A 20,267-nucleotide genomic window follows, 5' to 3' on the forward strand; every position below is an offset into this window, starting at 1 on the left:
CTGTTTCGGGAGATCACCCCACAACACATCATTTTGTCCGTCTCTATCCCGAGCCTAAGGCAATTTCTGCAATTCACCTGAGACCTTAGAGGCTAGCAATTTCTCAGCCTCCTAGTGTAGGTGGACAAATCTGGTAAATCAAACGGTCTACTGCACAGCTTCCATGAAAGTTATAGATGGATTTAATCGATTTTATTTAGCAATCTAGGGCAATATCAAAGGATCAATCCTATCCAGATTTGCACCTATGGTTTTCGTCGGAAAAAGCTTAAGGGTTTAACCTGGATGTGATTGAAGCATCATCTACCCTTTCAGGGGCTCCATGGCTGAGAGCAATCCCAATCGACTTAAACTTTCCCAACTGCGGGCACTGGTAGCGATCGCAAAGACGGGCACCTTTAGCGATGCCGCCTTGCAGCTAGACCTGTCACAGTCGGCTGTGAGCCATGCGATCGCAACCCTAGAAACCGAACTGGGAGTCATCCTGCTCAACCGAGGCCGCCAGGGTGCCGTGCTCACCCCCGTAGGAACAAACATCACCGCAGAAGCCGAACTAGTGCTGGAGCGACTAGACAAAATTTGTCAACAGGCCCAGCTATCCAAAGGACTTCAGTCGGGCCAAGTACGTCTGGGGGGCTTTCGCAGTGTGGCCACCCACATTTTGCCAGCAGTGATTGAACGATTCCGCCAACAGTACCCCGGCATCAGCGTCACCATCGAAGAATTCAGCCACTATCACCGGGTGGAAGATAACCTGCGCCAGGGCCGCATCGACATCGGCTTTAGCTATTTGCCCGCAGTTCCAGAGTTTGAAGCCTGGGAGTTACTGCGGGATGAATATATCGTCCTGCTCCCCCCCACCGACCACCCTATAAATGTGCACCTAACCTGGCAGCAACTGTGTAGCTATCCCCTGATCCAAACCCCACCTGGCGATGGCTGTCGTTACAACGTTGAACAATATTTAGCTCGCCATAATCAGAACATCAAGTTTGCCTACGATGTCCGAGAGGACTCCACCATCGTCAGCATGGTGCGACGGGGGCTAGGGGCGGCCATCATCGCTCGCCTGGCCGCTGAACCCATTCCCGAAGATGTGATTGTGGCACAACTCCCAGAACCCTTTGAGCGGGTCATTGGGGTGGTGACCCTGGCGGAGGCCCTGCAGCCTCCCTCTGTCTTTGCTTTTTTAGACACCATTAAAGCTGTCTGGGGAGGCAAGCCCAGCGAAGCGAAAGCTGCCTAGGCGTGGGTTGTTCCAGGCTCACCATGGCAACACCCCAGACTAAAACTTAAAACTTAAAATTCAAAACTCAAAATTCAAACCCCATCACCGACAATGTTGGAGTAGACAGCCTATAAACCTTTTCTGTGGTTCCCTTAAACGACAATAACCCCACCCGCACCAGGCCCTATGTGGTGTTTGTGCTGATCGCTCTCAATTTGGCGATTTTCCTGTACGAACTATCGCTCCAGGGCATGGGGGAAGACGCCCTCAATCAGTTTTTTCAAGTGTGGGCCATTGTCCCAGCAGAACTGACGGATAGTTTTGGTGGACGGGCCTTAAATCCTATCGGCGAGTGGTTTACCCTGATTAGCTCCCAGTTTCTCCACGGCGGGTTTGCCCACCTGGGGGGCAACATGCTCTACCTATGGGTTTTTGGCAATAACATTGAAGACCAGTTGGGGCACCGGCGGTTTATTGTGTTTTACCTGGCCTGTGGAGCATTGGCGGGGCTAGCCCAGTGGATATTTGCCCCCAGTTCTGCGGTGCCGACGTTGGGGGCCAGCGGTGCGATCGCAGGCATCATGGGAGCCTACATTATTCGCTTTCCCAAGGCCCAGATTCTCACCCTATTACCCCTGTTCATCATCTTCACCACCATTCGAGTACCCGCCATCTTTTTCCTCGGCTGGTGGTTTGTACAACAGGCCTTTTACGGTTTTGCCAGTTTAGGAGCCAATGCCGACATGGGGGCAGGCGGTGTCGCCTACTGGGCCCACGCGGGCGGGTTTGTTTTTGGCGTGGTCCTCGGTCCTCTGCTAGGTCTATTCCCTAAGGGAGAAGGCCCTTTCAACCAAGGGCGTCGTTAAAAGTTAACACCCTGACTGGGCAAGCAAACACCCCTACATCAACCAACTACAGCTCCGGTTGCCCAAAGTTAGGCACCTCAAACCCATCCTCGGAGAGGGCCGTTACAGAGACAGTATCTCCCGTAGACGTCACCGGCGGACCCACCCGAAACGGATACTCCACACTAATTTCCTCAGGCTTACTGATACCTTCATAGGTTGTCGTCACCCCTTCCACCAAAATTGTTAGGATATAGGGCACCTCAAGCACCCCATAGGCAGTCTCCGCAGCGGCAGCATCGCTAATGGCCAGCGCTTCTAAGGTGCAGGGAATCGCAAAGTTAACATAGGCAACATAGTCTCCACCCGGGGCTCCCCCCGTGGGCCAAAAAATATTCTCCACCGGTGAAAACGCCTGGGTTTCACAAAAGCCATTGGCATCCACATCCAGCTTTCCACCCGAGGGAGATGTGGGGGAAGCAAAATCAATCGCGTTACCGGTGGGATCAAACACAAGTAAATCTAAATCATCCTCGGTGTTCCAACGCAATGTGACCTGAACATCCCCCGTTTGTAAGACAGGTTCAACCTGAATCCGCCTCTGCCTCGGCGCAGTACACAGGGCCCCCAAATCATAAAGCTGCCCATTTTCATCTTCGGCATAGCAGCCGCTATGGGACGTTTGCCCTAGGGCCGTAGATACCCCCACCCCACCCCAGGCACCTAGCCCCACGAGCAAGGCTAGTCCTCCCAATCCAGGAACATTCAAGCTGATATGTCTCATAACCCACCGCATGATTTTTTTCTGACCTAAAGATTGCCATAGACAGTGGTCTGGCAAGAACCGGCAATACCCGCAGGTAGAGTATCCCAATTTCCTTAACGTACGCTAGACAGAAACTCAATAGATGTGTTATCCATGAGCACATTCATCCATTGCGCTAGCGCTCCGGTTCCCCATGGGCTCTTCTATTCTCGCTATCCTCTCATTAATCGTTATAGGCTACTCAGTTGGTTCGGTCAGGATCGTTAAGGAAGGTAATGCAGCATTAATAGAACGATTGGGCCGTTACCGTGCCACCCTAGAGCCAGGGGTGAATTTCATTGTGCCCCTGTTAGATTCCTTAGTAATTGAAGATACGCTAAGGGAACAAATTTTAGACAGTGAACCCAGAAGTGCCACCACTCGAGATAATGTCAATGTCGAAGTAGACGCCGTTATTTACTGGCGTATTTTGGATCTTGAAAAAACCTACTACTCCATTGAAGATGTCGAAACCGCCATCCAGGAGTTAGTGATCACCACCCTTCGATCTGAAATCGGTAAAATGGAACTCCAGGAGACATTCTCCTCCAGGGAAACCATCAATAAGGCCCTGTTAGATGTATTGGATGAAGCCACCGAACCCTGGGGTGTAAAAGTTAATCGCGTAGAAGTTCAAGAAATTAAGATTCCCACCGAAGTAGAGGAATCCATGCGACTGGAGCAAGCGGCAGAAATTGCTAAACGGGCGGCCATTACCAAAGCCGAAGGCCTGAAAGAAGCTGCCATCCTTGAGGCGGAAGGCAATGTTCAGTCCATGAGGCTAATTTCCCAAGCCTTTGATGGCCAGCTCAGCCAGAGCGAAATCATGAAGTTTTTAATTGCCCAACGCTATGTGGATGCAAACCAGAAGTTGGGCGAAAGCGAGAACTCAAAAGTGCTCTTTATGGACCCTCGGGCGTTGACAGAAGGCATAGTAGACCTAATGAGTGACAGCCCAGATGTAAATAATTAGGGTATCAACTTAAGCCGGAAAATCCTGACTAGGTGGGGAATCAGGGGCCAGAAGCCGAAAGCCAGTGAGGCCCTGATTCATGACTCCTGACTTCTGCATACTATCTCGGGAAAACGTCCCGCTTTGAGTTGGTACCCAATCATTAAGGAAATAATTAAGGTCAATTAAATCGAATTTATCGGGGAGCATGTCATCCCCTGAAGGAAGAATAAACAGCCTTGATTTCTTGTGCTTTGTCAGGCATGAGTTTCCGAGTTCTATTTAACTCTGGTCCGAGAATGACGTGCTCCCATTTATCGTCATCCGCCAGAAGCTTAAGTCTTTGTCGGGAAAACCTAATGCCTTCTTTCGGAGGTGGTTAAGTAATGTGCTGGGACTTTACCTAGAGCGGCTAGGATATTTAGCCTCTAAGATTTAGCCTCTAAGATATAGACTCGCCTTGCTTTCTATCGCCCTTACCCATGGTTTCCACCACTAATGACTCCCTTGAGGGTGCATTAACTACCCAATCTACCCATCGTCCCTTGCTAGGCATGACCCAAGCAGAGCTAACGGATTGGGTGCAAACCCAAGGGCAGCCAACCTATCGAGGCAAACAGCTGCACCAGTGGATCTATGGCAAAGGTGCTCGGTCCCTCGCCGACATCACCGTATTCCCTAAAACCTGGCGTCAGACCATGGAACAAGTGTCCGTTGGTCGTTCTGAAATTCACCATCGTTCCATCGCCCCCGATCAGACGGTTAAATTTTTGTTGCGGCTAGACGATGGGCATATTATCGAAGCCGTTGGTATCCCCACAGAGAAACGGCTGACCGTATGTGTGTCCTCCCAGGTGGGTTGCCCCATGGCCTGTGATTTCTGTGCCACAGGAAAGGGGGGATTTATTCGTAATTTGGCCACCCATGAAATTGTGGATCAAGTGCTAACGGTGCAGGAAGACTTTGCTCAACGGGTGAGCAATATTGTCTTTATGGGCATGGGTGAACCGCTGATCAATGCCCATAATGTGGTCCAGGCGGTCAAATGTCTCAACCAGGACATTGGCATCGGTCAGCGGAGCATCACCATTTCCACCGTTGGAATTCCAGGGCAAATTCGTCGCCTAGCCCAGCACAATCTACAGGTAACCCTGGCGGTTAGCCTCCATGCTTCTAACCAACCCCTACGAACTCAATTAATTCCCAGCGCCCAACAATACCCCCTCAAGGATCTCCTCGATGAGTGTCGTGAGTATGTTGCCATTACAGGTCGTCGGGTCACGTTTGAATATGTTTTGTTGGCGGGGTTAAACGACTGCGAAGATCATGCGGTGGAGCTTAGCCAACTACTGCGCGGCTTCCAAAGCCATGTCAACTTAATTCCCTACAATCCTATTGATGAGGTGGACTATCAGCGGCCTTCCCGTCAGCGAGTCAACCAATTTACCGATAGCTTAAAGGCGGCGGGCGTTGCCGTGACTGTTCGCTATTCTCGGGGTCTGGAGAAGGATGCTGCCTGTGGCCAATTGCGAGCATCCAAGGTAGGCGATTAATTCAGTAACAAAACCATGACGAACGGGGGCAGTTTTGTTATTACTTCCAGACATTTAGGGTGCTTAACGGGCCATTACAGCAGCAATGCCAGGGGCATAAGCTTCAATAACTTTTCCAGTCCTTTGACAAACAATCATTAAGTAGTCACAGTTCGAACATTGGGTTCGAGTGAGTTGCTGTTGATTTAAATGGTGGCGCTCGGCTAACTTGCCGCAGTTTGGACAATGAATAGTTTGAATCACGGTATTCATAGGATTTATTAAAAGGATAGGCAGGCTTTAATTATGGCAAGTTCTTGCTGGAGCGACAATGTGTCAAAAGTTACAAAAAAGGCGGGGATCGCCCTCTTAACAGGCGATCCCCGCTGTTGCCAGAGGCTTACCCAGCGTGTTTTTAAGCGACTAAAGGCAACAGAAAACAGCCGATTATATCGACAACTTAAAATATAAAAGTTATTACTCTTGTAAAGAATGTGTTTAGCCAGCCTACTCTCGAACCAGTAAATCTAAAGGTTTTTTTTAGATAGTTAGCCCTTTTAATTACTTTTTTAGGGCTTTATTTGTGCAGTCCCACAGACATGAGAATAATTATTTTCTACGGAAGACGAATATTGATTAATCATTCTGAATGGGAAGTCACTTCAACTTTAGATTTCAACTTTAGATAAAGTTAAAAACGAGGCCTACGTCTCTCGGCCCGGTAAAAAACTGCCACTAAGGCGCTTAATCACTCGATTGGCTAGGTCTGCATAGCGAATCTCTCCGGCTAAGAGTTGTCCCAGCCGTTTGGTGGCCGTTGGGCGTTTAATGCCGACTCGATAGCCGATTTTTGGCATGCGGAAAAATATGTTGGCAATGCGCTGACTCCACTGAATATCATTGCCCCATTCTTCGTGGATAGTCTCGCTATAGTGGGCTAAGGCTAGGGTGTCCCCACCCAGGGCACGATCAATGGCGACGGCAGCCTTTAGGCCACTAAAAATAGCAGGACGAATGCCTTCCGCCGTCATGGGATCAACAAGGGCGGCGGCCTCGCCCACTAAGAGTGCCTGCTGGGTATGGAGGGGCCGATTGCCATTCCACAACTTCAGGCCATGGGAGTAGAGCTGCCCTGCCTCCAGGTCGCTGCCTAAGGACTGGGCATAGGTGGCTAAGGATTCTTTTGGATTTTTGAGGGTGTCCCCCAGGAAGCGAGTGATGGCTAGGGAATGACGCTGTCGTTTGGGGAAATTCCACAGGCACCCTTGCTTCACAAGACCAAATTCGAACGCCATGGTGGGATTTTCCAAGGGGGCGGGCAAATCGATCTCCAGCACATAGGCTTGGCGTACTTTTTCGGGGTTAAAGCCTAGCCACTGGGCCATGGGGCCATCGGCTCCATCAGCGGCTACCAGGTAGCGTCCAGCATAGGGGCCCTGCTCAGTTTGCACGGTCCAACCGTCGTCTTTAAACGCGATCCCCACAACAGATGTGCCGTCCTTGAGGGCTACCCCCGCCTTGAGGGCCTGATCAACTAAGCATTGGTCAAATACTTCACGGCGGACAATCCACATGGGTTCGTCGGTTTCTAGGTCGGCTTCGATGGGATCCCCTAGCTGCCAGGTATAGCGCACGCGCCGTAGCTTTTGGTCAATGGCGGGGGTGATGTCAAAGTCTAGCCAACTGGCAACACTGGGTGCGATCGCACCCGTACAAGGCTTATAGCGGGGTAACTGATGTTTTTCAAGCAGCAGGACAGAATGCCCCTGCTGGGCCAGCTTGTACGCAGTGGTACTACCCGCAGGGCCAGCACCCACGACAATACAGTCAAACATGATGAACTCCCGATATGCCCTACGGTGACAATGCTGGCCGGACGTGGATAAAAGACTTTTACAGATTTAAGTCTTGCCAAAGAACAGCAGCGCCCACCATTCTAAGCGGCTGCGGTCATCAAACTATGCAGAAGTCATAATTGAGGGCTAGCCACAGGTATCGCCATGGAAAACCAACCCAGACAATGAACCCAGGCAATCGATCAAACCTTCAGGATTTCCTTTTCTTTATCTTCCAGGGCCTTATCAATCGTTTTGATGTACTGATCCGTTAGCTTTTGTACCTGATCTTGCAAATCACGGGATTCGTCTTCAGACAGGTCACCACTCTTTTCCTGCTTTTTTGCAAAGTCCATCCCATCTCGCCTGATGTTCCGAATAGCCACCCGGCCTTCCTCCGCATACTTGGCCGCTAGCTTGACAAAATCCTTACGGCGCTCACTAGTGAGCTGAGGGATATTTAACCGAATCACAGCCCCATCATTGTTCGGCGTCAGGCCCACATCAGACAGGGAAATAGCCTTCTCGATTTGGTTGAGGATACTGGCGTCGTAGGGTTGCACCATCAGCGTACTGGGGTCGGGGGTACTGATGTTGGCCATTGACTTTAACGGTGTAGGGCTGCCGTAGTAGTCAACAGAGATACGATCGAGTAAAGATGCGTTGGCCCGTCCAGTACGAATGGTATTAAACGAGCGCTTAGTAGACTCAACAGCCTTTTGCATCGACTGCTCTACATCGTTAATGTCAGCTAACTTCACAAGTTCCTCCCACAATTGTGCCAATTGGTTCCCCAGACATGGCACGTTGAATATTGCCATCAACGGCTAGGTTAAACACCATGATGGGGATATCGTTATCTTTACACAATGCAATGGCCGTACCATCCATCACTTTAAGATCTTTGGCTAGAACATGACTATAGGTCAAAGTGGTATAGCGTTTTGCATTGGGATTAGTGTTGGGATCGCTATCATAAACCCCATCCACCTTGGTGGCCTTGAGCAAAACTTCGGCACTGATTTCAGCCGCCCGGAGGGCAGCGGTGGTATCGGTAGTAAAGAAGGGATTACCTGACCCAGCGCCAAAGATAACCACCCGTTTTTTCTCCAGATGACGAATGGCCCGTCGCCGGATATACGGTTCAGCCATTTCCTGCATGGAAATCGCTGTTTGTACCCGAGTGGGCACTTCGATCCGCTCTAGGGCATCCTGCAGAGTCATGGCGTTCATGACGGTGGCTAGCATGCCAATGTAATCGGCGGTGGCCCGATCCATGCCAGATGCCGCCCCTTTCACACCTCGGAAGATATTCCCACCGCCCACGACGACGGCAATTTCTATACCGAGTTCAGCGGTGGCAGCAATTTCCTTAGCGATGGCATCTACTATTTGGGGATCAATGCCGTAGGCTAATTCGCCCATTAAAGCTTCGCCGCTGAGTTTTAGTAGGACGCGCTTGTAGGTATGGCCCATGCGATAACTATATTAGTGACTGAATTTCCCCATAAAGATAGCAGCCCAAGGGTGATTGGGAAACCGCATTGGGAATGGACATAGTGTACGCTTTACAATCGCGTTGGGTGATCCACGTAAATGTACGTAACAAATGAGTCAATTGGAGACTGGGTTAGCAGGTTACGGCTGGCAGGTGGGATTGGTGCTAGCCTGGCTGGTGTTGATTGGTGGGGCATCGGAAGGTTCTAGGCGACTGGGATATGGTCCTGAAATCACCCGCAAGATTGTCCACATTGGGGCGGGACATGTCATTTTATTGGCCTGGTGGTTCATGCTTCCGGCTTGGCTGGGGGTGGCGGCGGCTGTGGTCTCTGCTGGGGTGGCCTTACTGTCTTACCGATTCCCAATTTTACCGGGTATCAATAGTGTGGGCCGCCGCAGCTGGGGCACCTTTTTCTATGCGGTCAGTATCGGGGTGCTGATGGGCTGGTGCTGGCCCCAGGGCTATCCCTACTTTGGGGTGATCGGTATTTTGATCATGTGCTGGGGGGATGGGCTGGCAGCCTTGGTGGGCCAGCGTTGGGGCCGTCATAGCTATGAAATTTGGGGCGAGAAGAAAAGCTGGGAGGGCAGTCTGACCATGGCCATGGCCAGCGCCCTGGTGGTATTAGCAGTATTGGGGGGACTGCAGGGCCTGAGCTGGCCCCTGGGGATGACGGCCCTGGGGGTGGCGATCGTAGCCACTATGCTAGAAGCTGTTTCCAAGTACGGAATCGACAATCTGACCGTTCCCATTGGGGCCACTGCTACCACCTTAGCCCTTACCCATTTCCTAGGTTGAACCTAGGCTAAACCCCGTCGCCCCGCCCCAGCCATTCCCCATCAGGTCCCAGCCATAACGTTCTTCAATACTGATGAATGCGCTAGGTCATGATCCCCCAGACCGATGGATAAAATGGGCTATCTGTGCCGACAACGTTGTTTGCAAACCTTTATGAAAAAGCCTATAAAAACTCATGGTCTAGATAACCTTGCGAATCAAAAACTGATGCTAGAGTTTAGATAAGAAAAGTCTTAAAGTTTCAAAAAGCAGTTTGTTTGGTATTACCCAACCTACTAAACCAGCTTCAAGTTGGAATCTGTAGCTTTTCCCAGATCGAACTGCTCATTCTGGATATGGATAAGATTTAGTTGGCTATATTTTGTGGCATATGATCCATTAAGCAGAAAGTTTCAGATTAGAGATGCATCTAGGCACCACCCCATAGTTGAACTTTTAATTTTTACTGCTGTCCAGCCAAACGGGTACTGAAGTATTGTGTTTATGTTTAAACGAAAGCCAGCCGCTGTTCTCACCTATCTCAGTCGGACATGTGAAATTGAAGGGAATATTCATGCCGAAGGCAAGTTAGTCGTCGACGGCATCATCCACGGAATTGTTGACATCCAAGGGGATTTAGATATTTCTAAAACTGGACTGGTGGAAGGACAAGAAATCCGGGCCAACAACATCACAGTCGAAGGGGTGCTGAAGGCCCGAGTATTTGCCGAGGGCAAGCTTGTGTTGATGAGCACCGCTCGGTTAGAAGGGGATGTGGTGGCCGGTTCCCTAGAAATTGAGCCCGGGGCTTATTACACAGGCTACATTGAGACTCGCGAATCAAAGACACTGCCGCCGTCACGGGATTTACCAGAACTCTACGGCACCACTGAAACCACTGGCCCTACTACCGGAAAGCGGACATCTGCCTAGTTTCAAGCAGGACCAATAGATGACCTGCCTAACGGAATCGAAAGGCCTTAAAATCCATTGCTAGCCATAAAGGCTTTGGCAATGGTGCTAGCGGGGCTAAATTCACTCCAGCCCTAACGGGCCATACGTTTAACCTGTCCATGCAGTAGTTGTAGCTGTCTAAGGCTGGAGGCTGCGGATGTCAGATTACCAGACTTTGCTAGCGCTTCTAGCTGGGCAGCTATTTTAGCCATACCAACCGCACCGACATTGGCACTAGCGCCTTTGATGTAATGGGCCAGGGATCGTACCGCCGATGGGTCTTCCATGGAAATAGCGATTGCTAACTGGCTGAGACTATTTTCAGTATCAGCGGCAAACAACTGGAGGAGTTCTTTTTCGAACGCCTTATCCCCTCCTGCCAGCTGTTCCAATTGATTTTGGTCAAAGGTTTTAGCCATGGTGTTTTGTAATGACAGCGTGTAGAAAATCAAGAAATCATTAGTTATCTTTTATCAGCCAGCTCAATAAAACTGCGCCCAGGCCCAGCCAAAACCATGGAAATTTTGGCCACAGCCCAAACAGATGGGGGAGCCCATCAATGGCAAAACTTAGCCATAGGCTAATCAGCCAAATTAATAGGGCAGCAAAAAATGACATTGAGTCTTTAGGGTTACCTTCTCACTCTACAAAATGCCATGAAATGGCTTTGATGTTCGGTTTTTGATGGCTTAACCCACAAGAATCCGCAGGAGTGTCCGCTGGGGAACGTCCTTCGCTACTATTAAACATGCTGCGGAGAAGTCGTGCATGTCTACTGAAGTGTCTGGCGTTGGCTATCAGTCTAAAGTGAGGCAGGTTCTACTCATTACCCTGCTTCTCAATTTATTAGTAATGGGTCTTAAAATCGCGGTGGGCTTGTGGACAGGGTCCTTAAGTTTGCTGGCGGATGCGCTCCACAGTGTGACGGATAGTGCCAATAATGTGCTTGGCTTGATAACCAACCAGTTGGCATCCCCAGAACCGGATCGGGAGCATCCCTATGGTCATCAGAAGTATGAAGCGGTGGGAGCCCTGGGGGTGGCCGCATTTTTAGGCATTGCTTGCTTTGAAATTTTAAAGGGGGCCTTTGAACGACTGCTGATGGGGGGGACCCCTGTGGTTTTAACGTCGGGGGCACTGTGGATCATGCTGCTGGTGTTAGGGATTAATATCATTGTTGCCGTTTATGAACGACGGGTGGGGGTGCGTTTAGGCAGCAAGCTTTTAATTGCCGACGCTCACCACACCATGAGCGATATCTGGATCACCATCGTCGTGATTGCTGGCCTCATCGGTGTGTGGAGAGGCCTCGATTGGTTAGATATTTTTCTGGCGCTGCCCGTAGCGATTCTAGTGCTCCATAGTGGCTGGATTGTTCTCTCGGCCAATTTGCCCTGGTTGGTGGATGAAATGGCCATTGCCCCAGAGGCGATCCATCGGGAGGTGATGAAGGTGTCTGGCGTGATTAACTGCCATAGCATTGCATCGCGGGGATTATTGGGGCGTCAAGTATTTGTCGATATGCATCTAATTGTGGAACCAACGGATGTGGTCAGTGCCCATAATATTACGGAAGTGGTGGAACAGACGTTGGAACAGATGTTTGGTCCGATTCGGGTCACCATCCATGTGGAACCGCCTAACTATCACGAAGAGCACATTAGCTACCAATGATCCGATGGCGATGAACTGGCAATGGACTTAGGTGTGATGAATTTACCCACATGGATTACGGTGTCGCGGCTGGTGGCGATTCCGCTAATGTTTGGGCTACTGATAGATCCCTCGGTCAGTCATCGTTGGTGGGCCGTGGCGGTATTTTTATTGGCCGCCTGTACCGACTGGCTGGACGGTTACTTGGCACGGCGACTCAACCAGGTGACGGAGCTGGGGAAGTTTTTGGACCCGCTGGTGGACAAGCTGCTGGTTTTGGCTCCGCTGCTGGTTTTGGTGCAGCTGGGTACGGTCCCTGCCTGGGGGGTGTTTCTGATTTTGGCGCGGGAACTGACCATTGCCGGGTGGCGAGTGGGCCAGCCCAAGGTGATGGGGGCAAATATGTGGGGTAAGGCGAAAACGGTGGTGCAGATTGGTGCGATCGCACTCCTCATATCCCCCCTGGCCCAAAGTTATCCCGCAGTAGCCCTGGGATTATTTTGGCTAGCCGTGGTGCTCACCTGGTGGTCTGGGCTAATCTATCTCATGGCTTAATTCCCTTATCCCCAACCTCCACGACCATGGAAACCGATCCAACCATTGACACCCAAAACGTTTGCACTCAGACAGAACCCGACGCTTGGCACGTGGTCCAACAGCCAGACGGCCATTGCGAAATTTGTACCCAAGGTGAACTAAACTCATCCACCGATGCCCCAAATATCTGGGGACCATTTACCAGTCGCAATGAAGCTATTGCCAAACGAGTGGGATTGATTCGGGCCGGAAAATGCAGCCCCCAGTAATATTGAGACTTTAGTTAGCGGTAACGCCTTCGACGCTAGCCGCCTCGCGCTGACCTCTGAGTAAATCATTGAGGACTTCGATTGCTTTCGCATACTGGGGGTCCTCTAGGGTACCGATGCGATCGCGATCTTCACTGAGGTATTCCCGCTGATCATCCGTCAGCTCCACCATAAAGTCGGGCTCAATACCCAGAGTATTAATATCACGACCACTGGGGGTGAGATACTTAGCAATAGTCACCGCGATGCCAGAACCATCCCCTAGGCCGCGCACCGACTGCACCAACCCTTTACCAAAGGTCTTCGTCCCCACCAGCACCGCCCGATTATTATCCTGCAGGGCCCCAGACAAAATTTCACTGGCACTGGCCGAGCCACCATCCACCAACACCACCAAGGGTTTATCAGTCAAAGCTCGATTGTTGGCCACATTTTCATCCAAGGTGCCTTCACGGTTCACCGTCGAAACAATAGTCCCGTCACTCAGCCACATGCGGGAAATATCAATACTGGAATAGAGCAAACCACCCGGGTTAGAACGTAAATCCAGAACGTAGCCCGTCACATCACGCAGCTCCAGCTCTTGAATAGCCTCACGCATCTCAGACGCAGCATTGGCACTAAACTGCGTCAGGCGAATGTAGCCGACACCGCCCTCCTGTTCCGGATGGTAGGCATAGCGTACGGGATGAATCTCAATCCGAGCACGCACCAAATCAAAGTCAATCTCCTCACCCTCACGGAGTACGGTCAGAGTAACCTCAGAATCCACCGGACCTCGGATCAAGTTCACCGCATCACTGAGATCCATCCCTGCGGTGGTCTGACCATCAATACGGATCAGCACATCTCCAGAACGGAGACCCGCCTCAAAAGCCGGTGTATCCTCAATGGGAGAAACCACGACGATTTCTTCCGTTTCTTCTTCCTGGGAAATCTGGATACCTACACCGGTCAACTCACCGGAGGTATCGATTTGCATATTGCGAAACTCCTCGGGATCCATGAAGCGCGTGTAAGGATCCCCAAGGGAATCTACCATTTCCCTAATGGCTTCGTAGGCATCACCACTGTCGGTATAGTCACGATTGAGATAGTCGGTGCGGATAGCCTGCCAGTCTTGAGCATTAAATGTTTCATCAACATACTCGTTATCGATCAGCTGCCACACTTCATCGATCACCTCTTTCGGGCTCTCCCTAAAGAATGCCTGACTCTGAGACCAGTGAATGCTAGTACCTGCCACAACAACAGCCATACTTGCCAAAGCTGCCGCACCCAAAATCAGGCCATGCTTCTTGGTTGCCATAAAAAGAGATCCAGAAAAAATTAGGACGACACGTACTGAACCAAACAGTATAAATAGCTAACTCACACCTTATAAATATATAAGCTTTGCTCAGTCGACGCAGGCATCGTACATATATTTAGTCCATATAGTCATTCAATGCAGCTTAGCAACTCTTCCGGAAAATTGGCTAGATTTTCAGTCAATCTCCTACAAGTTACTAGACTAACAAACGGGGATTAAGGTTCAAAATAAGGCTTCGTTTGCTAAACAAAATTAACAAATTGGCATGATTTAACCATAAAAGCTTCCTTAGAAATACCAAATCCCCATCTAAAACCGTTGCTTTCTTGAGCAAAAAATAGTTTTAGATAGGGACACTAAATTGAGCATGACCGTTAAAGAAACTTAGCTTCCGGGCTCCACCCAACGACCATCCCCCTTAATCAAATTAATTAATTCCACCACCCCCTCCTCTTCCGGTACCCGCTTGATTTCCTCACGGCCCCGATAGAGGGAGATATAGCCCGGCGTTTTACCCACATAGCCATAGTCAGCATCTGCCATTTCCCCTGGCCCATTGACGATGCAGCCCATTACCGCAATATCCAAACCCGTCAGGTGGCTAGTGGCTTCCCGCACCCTATGCAAAACCTCCTCTAGGTTAAATAGCGTCCGACCACAAGAGGGGCAAGCGACATATTCCACCATGGTTTTGCGTAAGCCCAGGGCCTGCAAAATGCTATAGCACACCGGAATTTCTTTTTCAGGGGCCTCGGTCAAGGAAACGCGAATGGTATCCCCAATCCCCTCGGCCAGCAACGTCCCAATGCCAGCGGTGGATTTTATCCGGCCATATTCGCCATCCCCCGCCTCGGTCACCCCTAGATGCAGCGGATAGGCCATGCCCAACTGATCCATCCGTTGGGCCATGAGGCGATAGGCCGCCAACATCACGGGCACTCGAGATGCCTTTAAGGAAATAATTAGGTTATGGAAATTTAGGGACTCGCAAATACGGATAAACTCCAGGGCTGACTCCACCATGCCCTCGGGGGTATCACCATAGGTAAATAGCATGCGCTCCGCTAAAGAACCATGGTTCACCCCAATGCGCATGGCTTTGTTCTGATCGCGCAGGGATATTACCAGGGGCTCAAGGGTTTCTCTAATTTTTTCACCAATGGCATCAAACTCTGCCTGGGTATATTCCGTGCGGCTGTCACTGGGTTTTTCAAATACGTAAAGCCCCGGGTTGATCCGCACCTTATCCACATGCTTAGCCACTTCCAGGGCAATCTTCATCCCGTTGTGATGGACATCGGCCACCAAGGGCACAACCTGGTAAGTAGCCGCCAGCTTTTCCTTAATAGTCGCCAAGGCCTTAGCATGGGCCATGCTAGGCACCGTAACCCGGACAATCTCACAGCCAATCTCATGCAAGCGTCGAATCCCGGCCACTGACCCGTCAATATCCAGCGTATCTTCATTGATCATGGACTGTACGACAACCGGGGCTCCGCCACCAATAATGACGTCACCGACGGGTACTGGACGAGTCTTACGACGAATAATTTGGGTGTCGATCAGTTCGTTGGCACTGGTGTTGGCAGGGGGAGGCGTCAGGGTTTGCATACGTCGAGATACAGATGAATTTACGGTTTAGACCCCATTCAAGTTAGAGGCGTAAGCATTCCCCTAGGAAAAACCTACTGTTCTGAACGTGGATCTGGCTTATTGTCCTATTGTATTTTGCTAGCGTCCCACAAAATGCAGACGCTTACTGGCAGTCTGGACGACAAAATATCGTTTTACGCCCATAGCTCACCCTCTAGGCACTCGCTGAAAGCCTTATGGAAAAACTATGGGCGGGGATACTATAGGCAATGCCATCGAGACCGTCATAACGCTGCCTAATTTAACTTGGCAATACATTCCAATACCAGACGCTGATTAATCAAAGAGAACGGTTGAATATCCAGGGTGCGCCGAAAACATTGAATGGCATCCAGATAATTGCCTACGGAAGCATGGCATAAACCCAGGCCATGCAAAGCCCCAAAGTGATAGGGAATGAGCTCAAGGGTTTTTTCGCAGTCCTTGGCCGCCGCCAAATAGTTACCCTGCATGTAGTAAAAGACAGCCCGTCGATTCCAAGCTTCAGCAAAGTCTGGCAGGGTAACTATCAGCTGATCAAGAATCGCTTTAGCATCCTCACCTTGCTCCGCTTCCACTAGGGTTTGGCTCTCAATTAAGCGCTTAGCACCTTGGACACCCTTTTGGTGAAACCACATGTGCCAGAATTCTCCTGTTGCTTGATTGCGCACGGTTTCATCCGGATCTTTCAATGCCTGCAAGAGGCGATCAATATAGGCAGAATCCATCAGTTAAACAGGTTGATCAATCGAATTGGACAGGTGCCTAGGGCACCTATTGAGCCGTAATCAGCGGTAGCCCTGGGTTGTGAAGAAAATCACAATTCATCTGAACGATGCGGAAAGTACCCACGATGGAATGAATAAGTCTGGGGGGCGGCAATAGGTAGTGGTGTACACCACTAGGGAAAGCTAAGGCAAATCATACACGGGCGTGTCCACACGTTATAGCCCATACTCCACTTACAAAGGATCGGTATCTCTGTGTCCACGGTAATTCAGGTGCGCCCCCAGCAGTTTGTCAAGACCGCTGCACTTGAGCAGGTCATGCAGCGGGCGCTACGCTATCTCAGGTCTGGCTACTCAATTCATTTAGAAGGCCCAACGGGCATTGGGAAAACCACCTTAGCCATACATCTGGCCGATTGCCGGAGGCAGCCAGTGATGTTGGTCATGGGGGGCCATGATTTGACCGTGCAGGGGGAATTTAACCACCAAAATTCCTGGTTCAGGGTAGCCTGTCGGGAAGGATGGACCCTGATCTATGACGAATTTAATCGTTCGCGACCTGAGATGAATACGGCGTTGCTATCTGCCCTAGGGGAAAAGATGTTAGCCCTGCCCCATCCAGGCGGATTAGAGTATGTGCCCATTCACCCAGAGTTTCGGGTGATTTTTACCTCTAATGCTGAGGAATACTGTGGCACCTACAGCACCCCAAGCACACTGATTGATCGGGTGGTGACGATGAACTTACCTGAACCCAACCTCTTGGCGCAACAGCAGCTACTGGTGGAATTGATTGGGATTTCCCTTGAGGCGGCGGCCCTAGTCATTAGACTGGTGCAGCAATTTTTTCACCATATATCGCCAGAGAGCAGATTTAGTCTCCGCCCACAGCTAATGATTGCCCAAATATGTCACTGTGAAGGCATTGCCGTTTCGGCGGATGATACTGACTTTAGGCAAGTCTGTCGGGATATCTTGCTTTCCCGTTCCTCCCAGTCAGCCACCGATGCCAATGAGGTGCTTTGGGAAATATTTAATCAGCTGTCAAGACAAATGCCAGAGATTAAGCCGGTGACGACACCCCAGCTATCCCTAGAACATGCAGGCTCAGTGTAGTTTCGCCCCCATAGATCACGCCCTCTGAACCACTGCATCAATTCACGGAAAAAGACTCAATCATCCAACGGTCATCCTGCTTTTTGAGATTGTATTCAACCGTCAGCTGATCTTTGAATGAAGCCGCTTCGCTCAAAACACCAAATTGATAGGCATTTGCTGTCTCTTCCACATCGGCCGTCACCTTGATTTGATCGTCATCAATCTCTTCAGCAGATAGATTTTGGATCGATTGTTCGTACTCTACATGGACACCATCCCTCTGGTTTAGTTGGACCCGATTGGTCCACTCGGACAAGGCTGGTTCCAAGAGAATATCTTCGAGGGCGGTCACATCCCAATTGGGCCCCATGGCCTCGCCCTTGGTGGTATACCAAAGTTGAATGGCTTCCTCTGCAATTACCTGCACATCGTCACTAACCGCTGATGGGGTGCTTTCTTCAGTGGGCAGTTCGATGGCGGGACGCGCTACATCAAGATCCACGGGATCTCCCTTGAGCCTGGGTCCCCCAAACAGGCCACCAAACCAACCCAATAACTGGGCCACAATGAACCCTAGCAAGCCTAGGCCCAGCAACCCCAGCAGCAGCACAAGGGCCAAACGCCCCCATTTTGGCGACGATGATCGTCGTCGTACTTTAGCAGACGAATCATCCAACACCACACTAGAGGCCAATTCATCATCGCCTAGCTGACCATCTGGCGATAGGCTCGACACTTCTTCTGCGGTGTAGGTAGGCCGACGGGAGGAGGCAGCGGCTCCGACTCCGACTCCGACAGCAGCAGCTCCGGCAGCAGCACCCACACCCAGGGACTGTCCGGCCCCAAAGGGGGATTCGCCATAATTGGGACTGGGGGGCGACACGCCATAGCCCTGACCAAATCGGCTCTGACCAAATCGGCCCTGATCAACCTGGCTGGAAGACATCCCATCGTCGGGAGGCATTGCTTCCAAGTAAGCCTGCACTTGCTCATTGGCAAAGTAGTCTTTCAGGGTGACGTTGCTCTGGTTGAGATCCCTAAAGAAGGGGAATACATCCTGCTGCAGCCAGCGTTCGGTATAAAGACATAACCCAGGCAGCAGATCGGGAGCCCCAGAAGAATGGCTTTTAATAAAGGAAATGGGCTCATTTTCATGGCTGCGCTCTAGGGCATAGGTAGCCTCTTCGGTCTGCCCCAGCAGCACGGCACATACAGCCTGCTCTAAATACACGTCTTGACGTTCGGTCAACAGGGCAAGGCGCTGCTTGGCTTGGCGCACAAGGTTTGGCTGGTGTTTGGCAAATCCCCTTGCTAGGAGCGCATAGACGGACAAGTAGACACCGACGGAGGACGGGCGCTGGGCCTCGACCTCAAAAATATCCTGCTGTTCTGCCGACGTGAGATAGCTGCGTAACTGCTGGACAAAGCGTAAAAAATCTTCAACGCTAAGGCCCGAAGCATCATCATTGGCCCCGTCAATGCCGCCCCGTTTCGCTAGCATGGATTTCAACAGGCTAATGCCCTGCTGCCTAGCGGCTTTATCCGCTAGGGGACGGGCCACCAATTCTAGAATTCGATAGGGCTTTAGTTTATCCAGGTCTGCTTGGATATCTCTTTGCATCTCAGGAAACAGGCTTTCTCGAACCATCAGCTCTTGACCTGTTTCCAACGATTCCGCTGCATTTTCGTACTGGTGCTGCTGCCACTGCTCTCGCCCCAGCTCCAGACAGGCCAATCCGAGGGAGAGCACAACGTCGGACAGGGCTGCTTGGGCAGTTCCCTCTAAATTGCTAGGGCCACTGCTCAAATAGGGGCGTCCGAAACGAATCACCAGCTCATATTCACCGAGTTCTAGCAAAATGAGTAGGGCACCAATTAGCTGCCCCTCATAAATCTCGATTGAAACGGGTTCTGAGCCCGCCGCCAATAGCTTGGCATCATAGACCTGACGCTGGCTCGAATCCCGCAAAGCATCATAGGCCATATCAATCAGCTGCTTCCGCGACTGAATCGCAAAGTCTGAATACTCCCGCCGGGGTAACTGTAGAGTACGGTCACGGTGGGCCTGCTCCAGTTGTTCCGCTGTCGCTTGCATGGGTAAACCCAGGATTCGGTAGTGATCTAGCGGAATTTGCACAGTGACTTCCTTAGCATTCGAGTTGACTTCGACTTATAACTTATATAGGTGAAACCTTGGAGAACGTCATTGTACAGACATGGACGACCATGGGCGCACCATTAGTGTATGAAAACTACCTAAGTAGGTTGAAACACTCGTTTATGTAAAACCGCATTCATAATAGCGATGAAATGCTTATATTTGAAAGCCTACAGCAATGAATCAAACTTTTCAGCCAATTGTTCGGGGAAATTAAGGCTTTAAGCCTCCTAGACAGGGCTAGCATTTCTATGTAAATAGGAGCCCGTAAATCCACTTGCTTTAGCAGTTTCCCCAAAGTAAAAATTTTCATAACATTGCACTTATTCACCACTTAATCCCCACGATTACAGCCATTAAGTCATTGGTAATGTGGGCTTAATCTAAGTAAAATTTCGGACAGATTCGCACAGATTTAAGAACATCCACCGAGAGGAAAGCTAGATTGTCG

At 50.6% G+C, this 20,267-nt stretch carries 20 protein-coding genes; 10 read left to right on the forward strand and 10 right to left on the reverse strand.

What is annotated here, in order from left to right:
* Nucleotides 1–322 precede the first annotated feature (322 nt).
* Together VB741_RS01165 and VB741_RS01170 are read left to right on the forward strand one after the other, a co-directional pair.
* Nucleotides 323–1,246, forward strand: a complete 924-nt coding sequence (locus tag VB741_RS01165) for a LysR family transcriptional regulator (protein WP_323363300.1) — start codon at nucleotides 323–325, stop codon at nucleotides 1,244–1,246.
* Between the two features lie 125 nt (nucleotides 1,247–1,371).
* Entirely contained in the window at nucleotides 1,372–2,094 is a 723-nt protein-coding gene (locus tag VB741_RS01170) for a rhomboid family intramembrane serine protease (RefSeq protein WP_323363301.1), read from the forward strand.
* A gap of 46 nt (nucleotides 2,095–2,140) precedes the next feature.
* Here the strand turns inward: VB741_RS01170 and VB741_RS01175 are convergent, their stop codons facing one another.
* Complete coding sequence (locus VB741_RS01175; protein WP_323363302.1) at nucleotides 2,141–2,857, reverse strand: hypothetical protein; 717 nt, start codon at nucleotides 2,855–2,857, stop codon at nucleotides 2,141–2,143.
* Between the two features lie 175 nt (nucleotides 2,858–3,032).
* Between VB741_RS01175 and VB741_RS01180 the strand changes: the two genes are divergently transcribed.
* On the forward strand, nucleotides 3,033–3,851 hold the full coding sequence (locus VB741_RS01180; protein ID WP_323363303.1) for an SPFH domain-containing protein: 819 nt from the start codon (nucleotides 3,033–3,035) through the stop codon (nucleotides 3,849–3,851).
* A 461-nt stretch (nucleotides 3,852–4,312) separates the two neighbouring features.
* Entirely contained in the window at nucleotides 4,313–5,383 is a 1,071-nt protein-coding gene (gene rlmN, locus VB741_RS01185; protein WP_323363304.1) for a 23S rRNA (adenine(2503)-C(2))-methyltransferase RlmN, read from the forward strand.
* Between the two features lie 63 nt (nucleotides 5,384–5,446).
* On the opposite strand, the gene VB741_RS26220 is transcribed toward rlmN, so the two are convergent.
* The 4 genes from VB741_RS26220 to pyrH form a co-directional block, all read right to left on the reverse strand.
* The gene (locus VB741_RS26220; protein WP_442786263.1) at nucleotides 5,447–5,635 is read right to left on the reverse strand and encodes a replication restart DNA helicase PriA; all 189 of its coding nucleotides are present in this window, start codon (nucleotides 5,633–5,635) and stop codon (nucleotides 5,447–5,449) included.
* Nucleotides 5,636–6,066: 431 nt separating this feature from the next.
* Nucleotides 6,067–7,197, reverse strand: coding sequence for a geranylgeranyl reductase family protein (locus VB741_RS01190; RefSeq protein ID WP_323363305.1), 1,131 nt, complete (start codon nucleotides 7,195–7,197; stop codon nucleotides 6,067–6,069).
* Between the two features lie 203 nt (nucleotides 7,198–7,400).
* The gene (gene frr / locus VB741_RS01195) at nucleotides 7,401–7,922 is read right to left on the reverse strand and encodes a ribosome recycling factor (RefSeq protein ID WP_323363369.1); all 522 of its coding nucleotides are present in this window, start codon (nucleotides 7,920–7,922) and stop codon (nucleotides 7,401–7,403) included.
* A 22-nt stretch (nucleotides 7,923–7,944) separates the two neighbouring features.
* The gene (pyrH, locus tag VB741_RS01200) at nucleotides 7,945–8,673 is read right to left on the reverse strand and encodes a UMP kinase (RefSeq protein WP_323363306.1); all 729 of its coding nucleotides are present in this window, start codon (nucleotides 8,671–8,673) and stop codon (nucleotides 7,945–7,947) included.
* Nucleotides 8,674–8,806: 133 nt separating this feature from the next.
* Here pyrH and VB741_RS01205 point away from each other — a divergent pair, with 133 nt between their 5' ends.
* Nucleotides 8,807–9,496: a diacylglycerol/polyprenol kinase family protein gene (locus VB741_RS01205; RefSeq protein ID WP_323363307.1), complete on the forward strand. Its 690-nt coding sequence runs from the start codon at nucleotides 8,807–8,809 to the stop codon at nucleotides 9,494–9,496.
* A gap of 483 nt (nucleotides 9,497–9,979) precedes the next feature.
* Nucleotides 9,980–10,408: a bactofilin family protein gene (locus VB741_RS01210; RefSeq protein ID WP_323363308.1), complete on the forward strand. Its 429-nt coding sequence runs from the start codon at nucleotides 9,980–9,982 to the stop codon at nucleotides 10,406–10,408.
* A 113-nt stretch (nucleotides 10,409–10,521) separates the two neighbouring features.
* On the opposite strand, the gene VB741_RS01215 is transcribed toward VB741_RS01210, so the two are convergent.
* Nucleotides 10,522–10,848: an Hpt domain-containing protein gene (locus VB741_RS01215; protein ID WP_323363309.1), complete on the reverse strand. Its 327-nt coding sequence runs from the start codon at nucleotides 10,846–10,848 to the stop codon at nucleotides 10,522–10,524.
* A gap of 349 nt (nucleotides 10,849–11,197) precedes the next feature.
* Here VB741_RS01215 and VB741_RS01220 point away from each other — a divergent pair, with 349 nt between their 5' ends.
* The 3 genes from VB741_RS01220 to VB741_RS01230 are packed head-to-tail and all read left to right on the forward strand — an operon-like array spanning nucleotide 11,198 to nucleotide 12,888.
* On the forward strand, nucleotides 11,198–12,103 hold the full coding sequence (locus VB741_RS01220) for a cation diffusion facilitator family transporter (RefSeq protein WP_323363310.1): 906 nt from the start codon (nucleotides 11,198–11,200) through the stop codon (nucleotides 12,101–12,103).
* A 36-nt stretch (nucleotides 12,104–12,139) separates the two neighbouring features.
* Entirely contained in the window at nucleotides 12,140–12,637 is a 498-nt protein-coding gene (gene pgsA, locus VB741_RS01225) for a CDP-diacylglycerol--glycerol-3-phosphate 3-phosphatidyltransferase (protein WP_323363311.1), read from the forward strand.
* Nucleotides 12,638–12,663: 26 nt separating this feature from the next.
* The gene (locus tag VB741_RS01230) at nucleotides 12,664–12,888 is read left to right on the forward strand and encodes a hypothetical protein (RefSeq protein WP_323363312.1); all 225 of its coding nucleotides are present in this window, start codon (nucleotides 12,664–12,666) and stop codon (nucleotides 12,886–12,888) included.
* Between the two features lie 10 nt (nucleotides 12,889–12,898).
* Here VB741_RS01230 and ctpC read toward each other — a convergent pair whose 3' ends face one another.
* The 3 genes from ctpC to VB741_RS01245 form a co-directional block, all read right to left on the reverse strand.
* Nucleotides 12,899–14,197, reverse strand: a complete 1,299-nt coding sequence (ctpC, locus tag VB741_RS01235; protein ID WP_323363313.1) for a carboxyl-terminal processing protease CtpC — start codon at nucleotides 14,195–14,197, stop codon at nucleotides 12,899–12,901.
* 387 nt (nucleotides 14,198–14,584) lie between these two features.
* Entirely contained in the window at nucleotides 14,585–15,811 is a 1,227-nt protein-coding gene (gene ispG, locus VB741_RS01240; RefSeq protein WP_323363314.1) for a (E)-4-hydroxy-3-methylbut-2-enyl-diphosphate synthase, read from the reverse strand.
* Nucleotides 15,812–16,089: 278 nt separating this feature from the next.
* On the reverse strand, nucleotides 16,090–16,560 hold the full coding sequence (locus VB741_RS01245) for a tetratricopeptide repeat protein (protein ID WP_323363315.1): 471 nt from the start codon (nucleotides 16,558–16,560) through the stop codon (nucleotides 16,090–16,092).
* A gap of 255 nt (nucleotides 16,561–16,815) precedes the next feature.
* Here VB741_RS01245 and VB741_RS01250 point away from each other — a divergent pair, with 255 nt between their 5' ends.
* Nucleotides 16,816–17,676, forward strand: a complete 861-nt coding sequence (locus tag VB741_RS01250; protein ID WP_323363316.1) for a MoxR family ATPase — start codon at nucleotides 16,816–16,818, stop codon at nucleotides 17,674–17,676.
* 37 nt (nucleotides 17,677–17,713) lie between these two features.
* Here the strand turns inward: VB741_RS01250 and VB741_RS01255 are convergent, their stop codons facing one another.
* Nucleotides 17,714–19,795: an IMS domain-containing protein gene (locus VB741_RS01255; protein ID WP_323363317.1), complete on the reverse strand. Its 2,082-nt coding sequence runs from the start codon at nucleotides 19,793–19,795 to the stop codon at nucleotides 17,714–17,716.
* Nucleotides 19,796–20,267 lie beyond the last annotated feature (472 nt).

The sequence above is a fragment of the Leptothoe sp. PORK10 BA2 genome, assembly GCF_034932105.1.
Taxonomy (GTDB): Bacteria; Cyanobacteriota; Cyanobacteriia; order Phormidesmidales; family Phormidesmidaceae; genus Leptothoe.

Excerpts from the sequence above, each read along its gene's own strand:
- VB741_RS01165 (WP_323363300.1), top strand. The coding sequence starts at position 323 with ATGGCTGAGAGCAATCCCAATCGACTTAAACTTTCCCAACTGCGGGCA.
- VB741_RS01175 (WP_323363302.1), bottom strand. The coding sequence starts at position 2,857 with ATGAGACATATCAGCTTGAATGTTCCTGGATTGGGAGGACTAGCCTTG.
- VB741_RS01180 (WP_323363303.1), top strand. The coding sequence starts at position 3,033 with ATGGGCTCTTCTATTCTCGCTATCCTCTCATTAATCGTTATAGGCTAC.
- rlmN (WP_323363304.1), top strand. The coding sequence starts at position 4,313 with ATGGTTTCCACCACTAATGACTCCCTTGAGGGTGCATTAACTACCCAA.
- VB741_RS26220 (WP_442786263.1), bottom strand. The coding sequence starts at position 5,635 with ATGAATACCGTGATTCAAACTATTCATTGTCCAAACTGCGGCAAGTTA.
- VB741_RS01190 (WP_323363305.1), bottom strand. The coding sequence starts at position 7,197 with ATGTTTGACTGTATTGTCGTGGGTGCTGGCCCTGCGGGTAGTACCACT.
- frr (WP_323363369.1), bottom strand. The coding sequence starts at position 7,922 with ATGCAAAAGGCTGTTGAGTCTACTAAGCGCTCGTTTAATACCATTCGT.
- pyrH (WP_323363306.1), bottom strand. The coding sequence starts at position 8,673 with ATGGGCCATACCTACAAGCGCGTCCTACTAAAACTCAGCGGCGAAGCT.
- VB741_RS01205 (WP_323363307.1), top strand. The coding sequence starts at position 8,807 with ATGAGTCAATTGGAGACTGGGTTAGCAGGTTACGGCTGGCAGGTGGGA.
- VB741_RS01210 (WP_323363308.1), top strand. The coding sequence starts at position 9,980 with ATGTTTAAACGAAAGCCAGCCGCTGTTCTCACCTATCTCAGTCGGACA.
- VB741_RS01215 (WP_323363309.1), bottom strand. The coding sequence starts at position 10,848 with ATGGCTAAAACCTTTGACCAAAATCAATTGGAACAGCTGGCAGGAGGG.
- VB741_RS01220 (WP_323363310.1), top strand. The coding sequence starts at position 11,198 with ATGTCTACTGAAGTGTCTGGCGTTGGCTATCAGTCTAAAGTGAGGCAG.
- pgsA (WP_323363311.1), top strand. The coding sequence starts at position 12,140 with ATGAATTTACCCACATGGATTACGGTGTCGCGGCTGGTGGCGATTCCG.
- VB741_RS01230 (WP_323363312.1), top strand. The coding sequence starts at position 12,664 with ATGGAAACCGATCCAACCATTGACACCCAAAACGTTTGCACTCAGACA.
- ctpC (WP_323363313.1), bottom strand. The coding sequence starts at position 14,197 with ATGGCAACCAAGAAGCATGGCCTGATTTTGGGTGCGGCAGCTTTGGCA.
- ispG (WP_323363314.1), bottom strand. The coding sequence starts at position 15,811 with ATGCAAACCCTGACGCCTCCCCCTGCCAACACCAGTGCCAACGAACTG.
- VB741_RS01245 (WP_323363315.1), bottom strand. The coding sequence starts at position 16,560 with ATGGATTCTGCCTATATTGATCGCCTCTTGCAGGCATTGAAAGATCCG.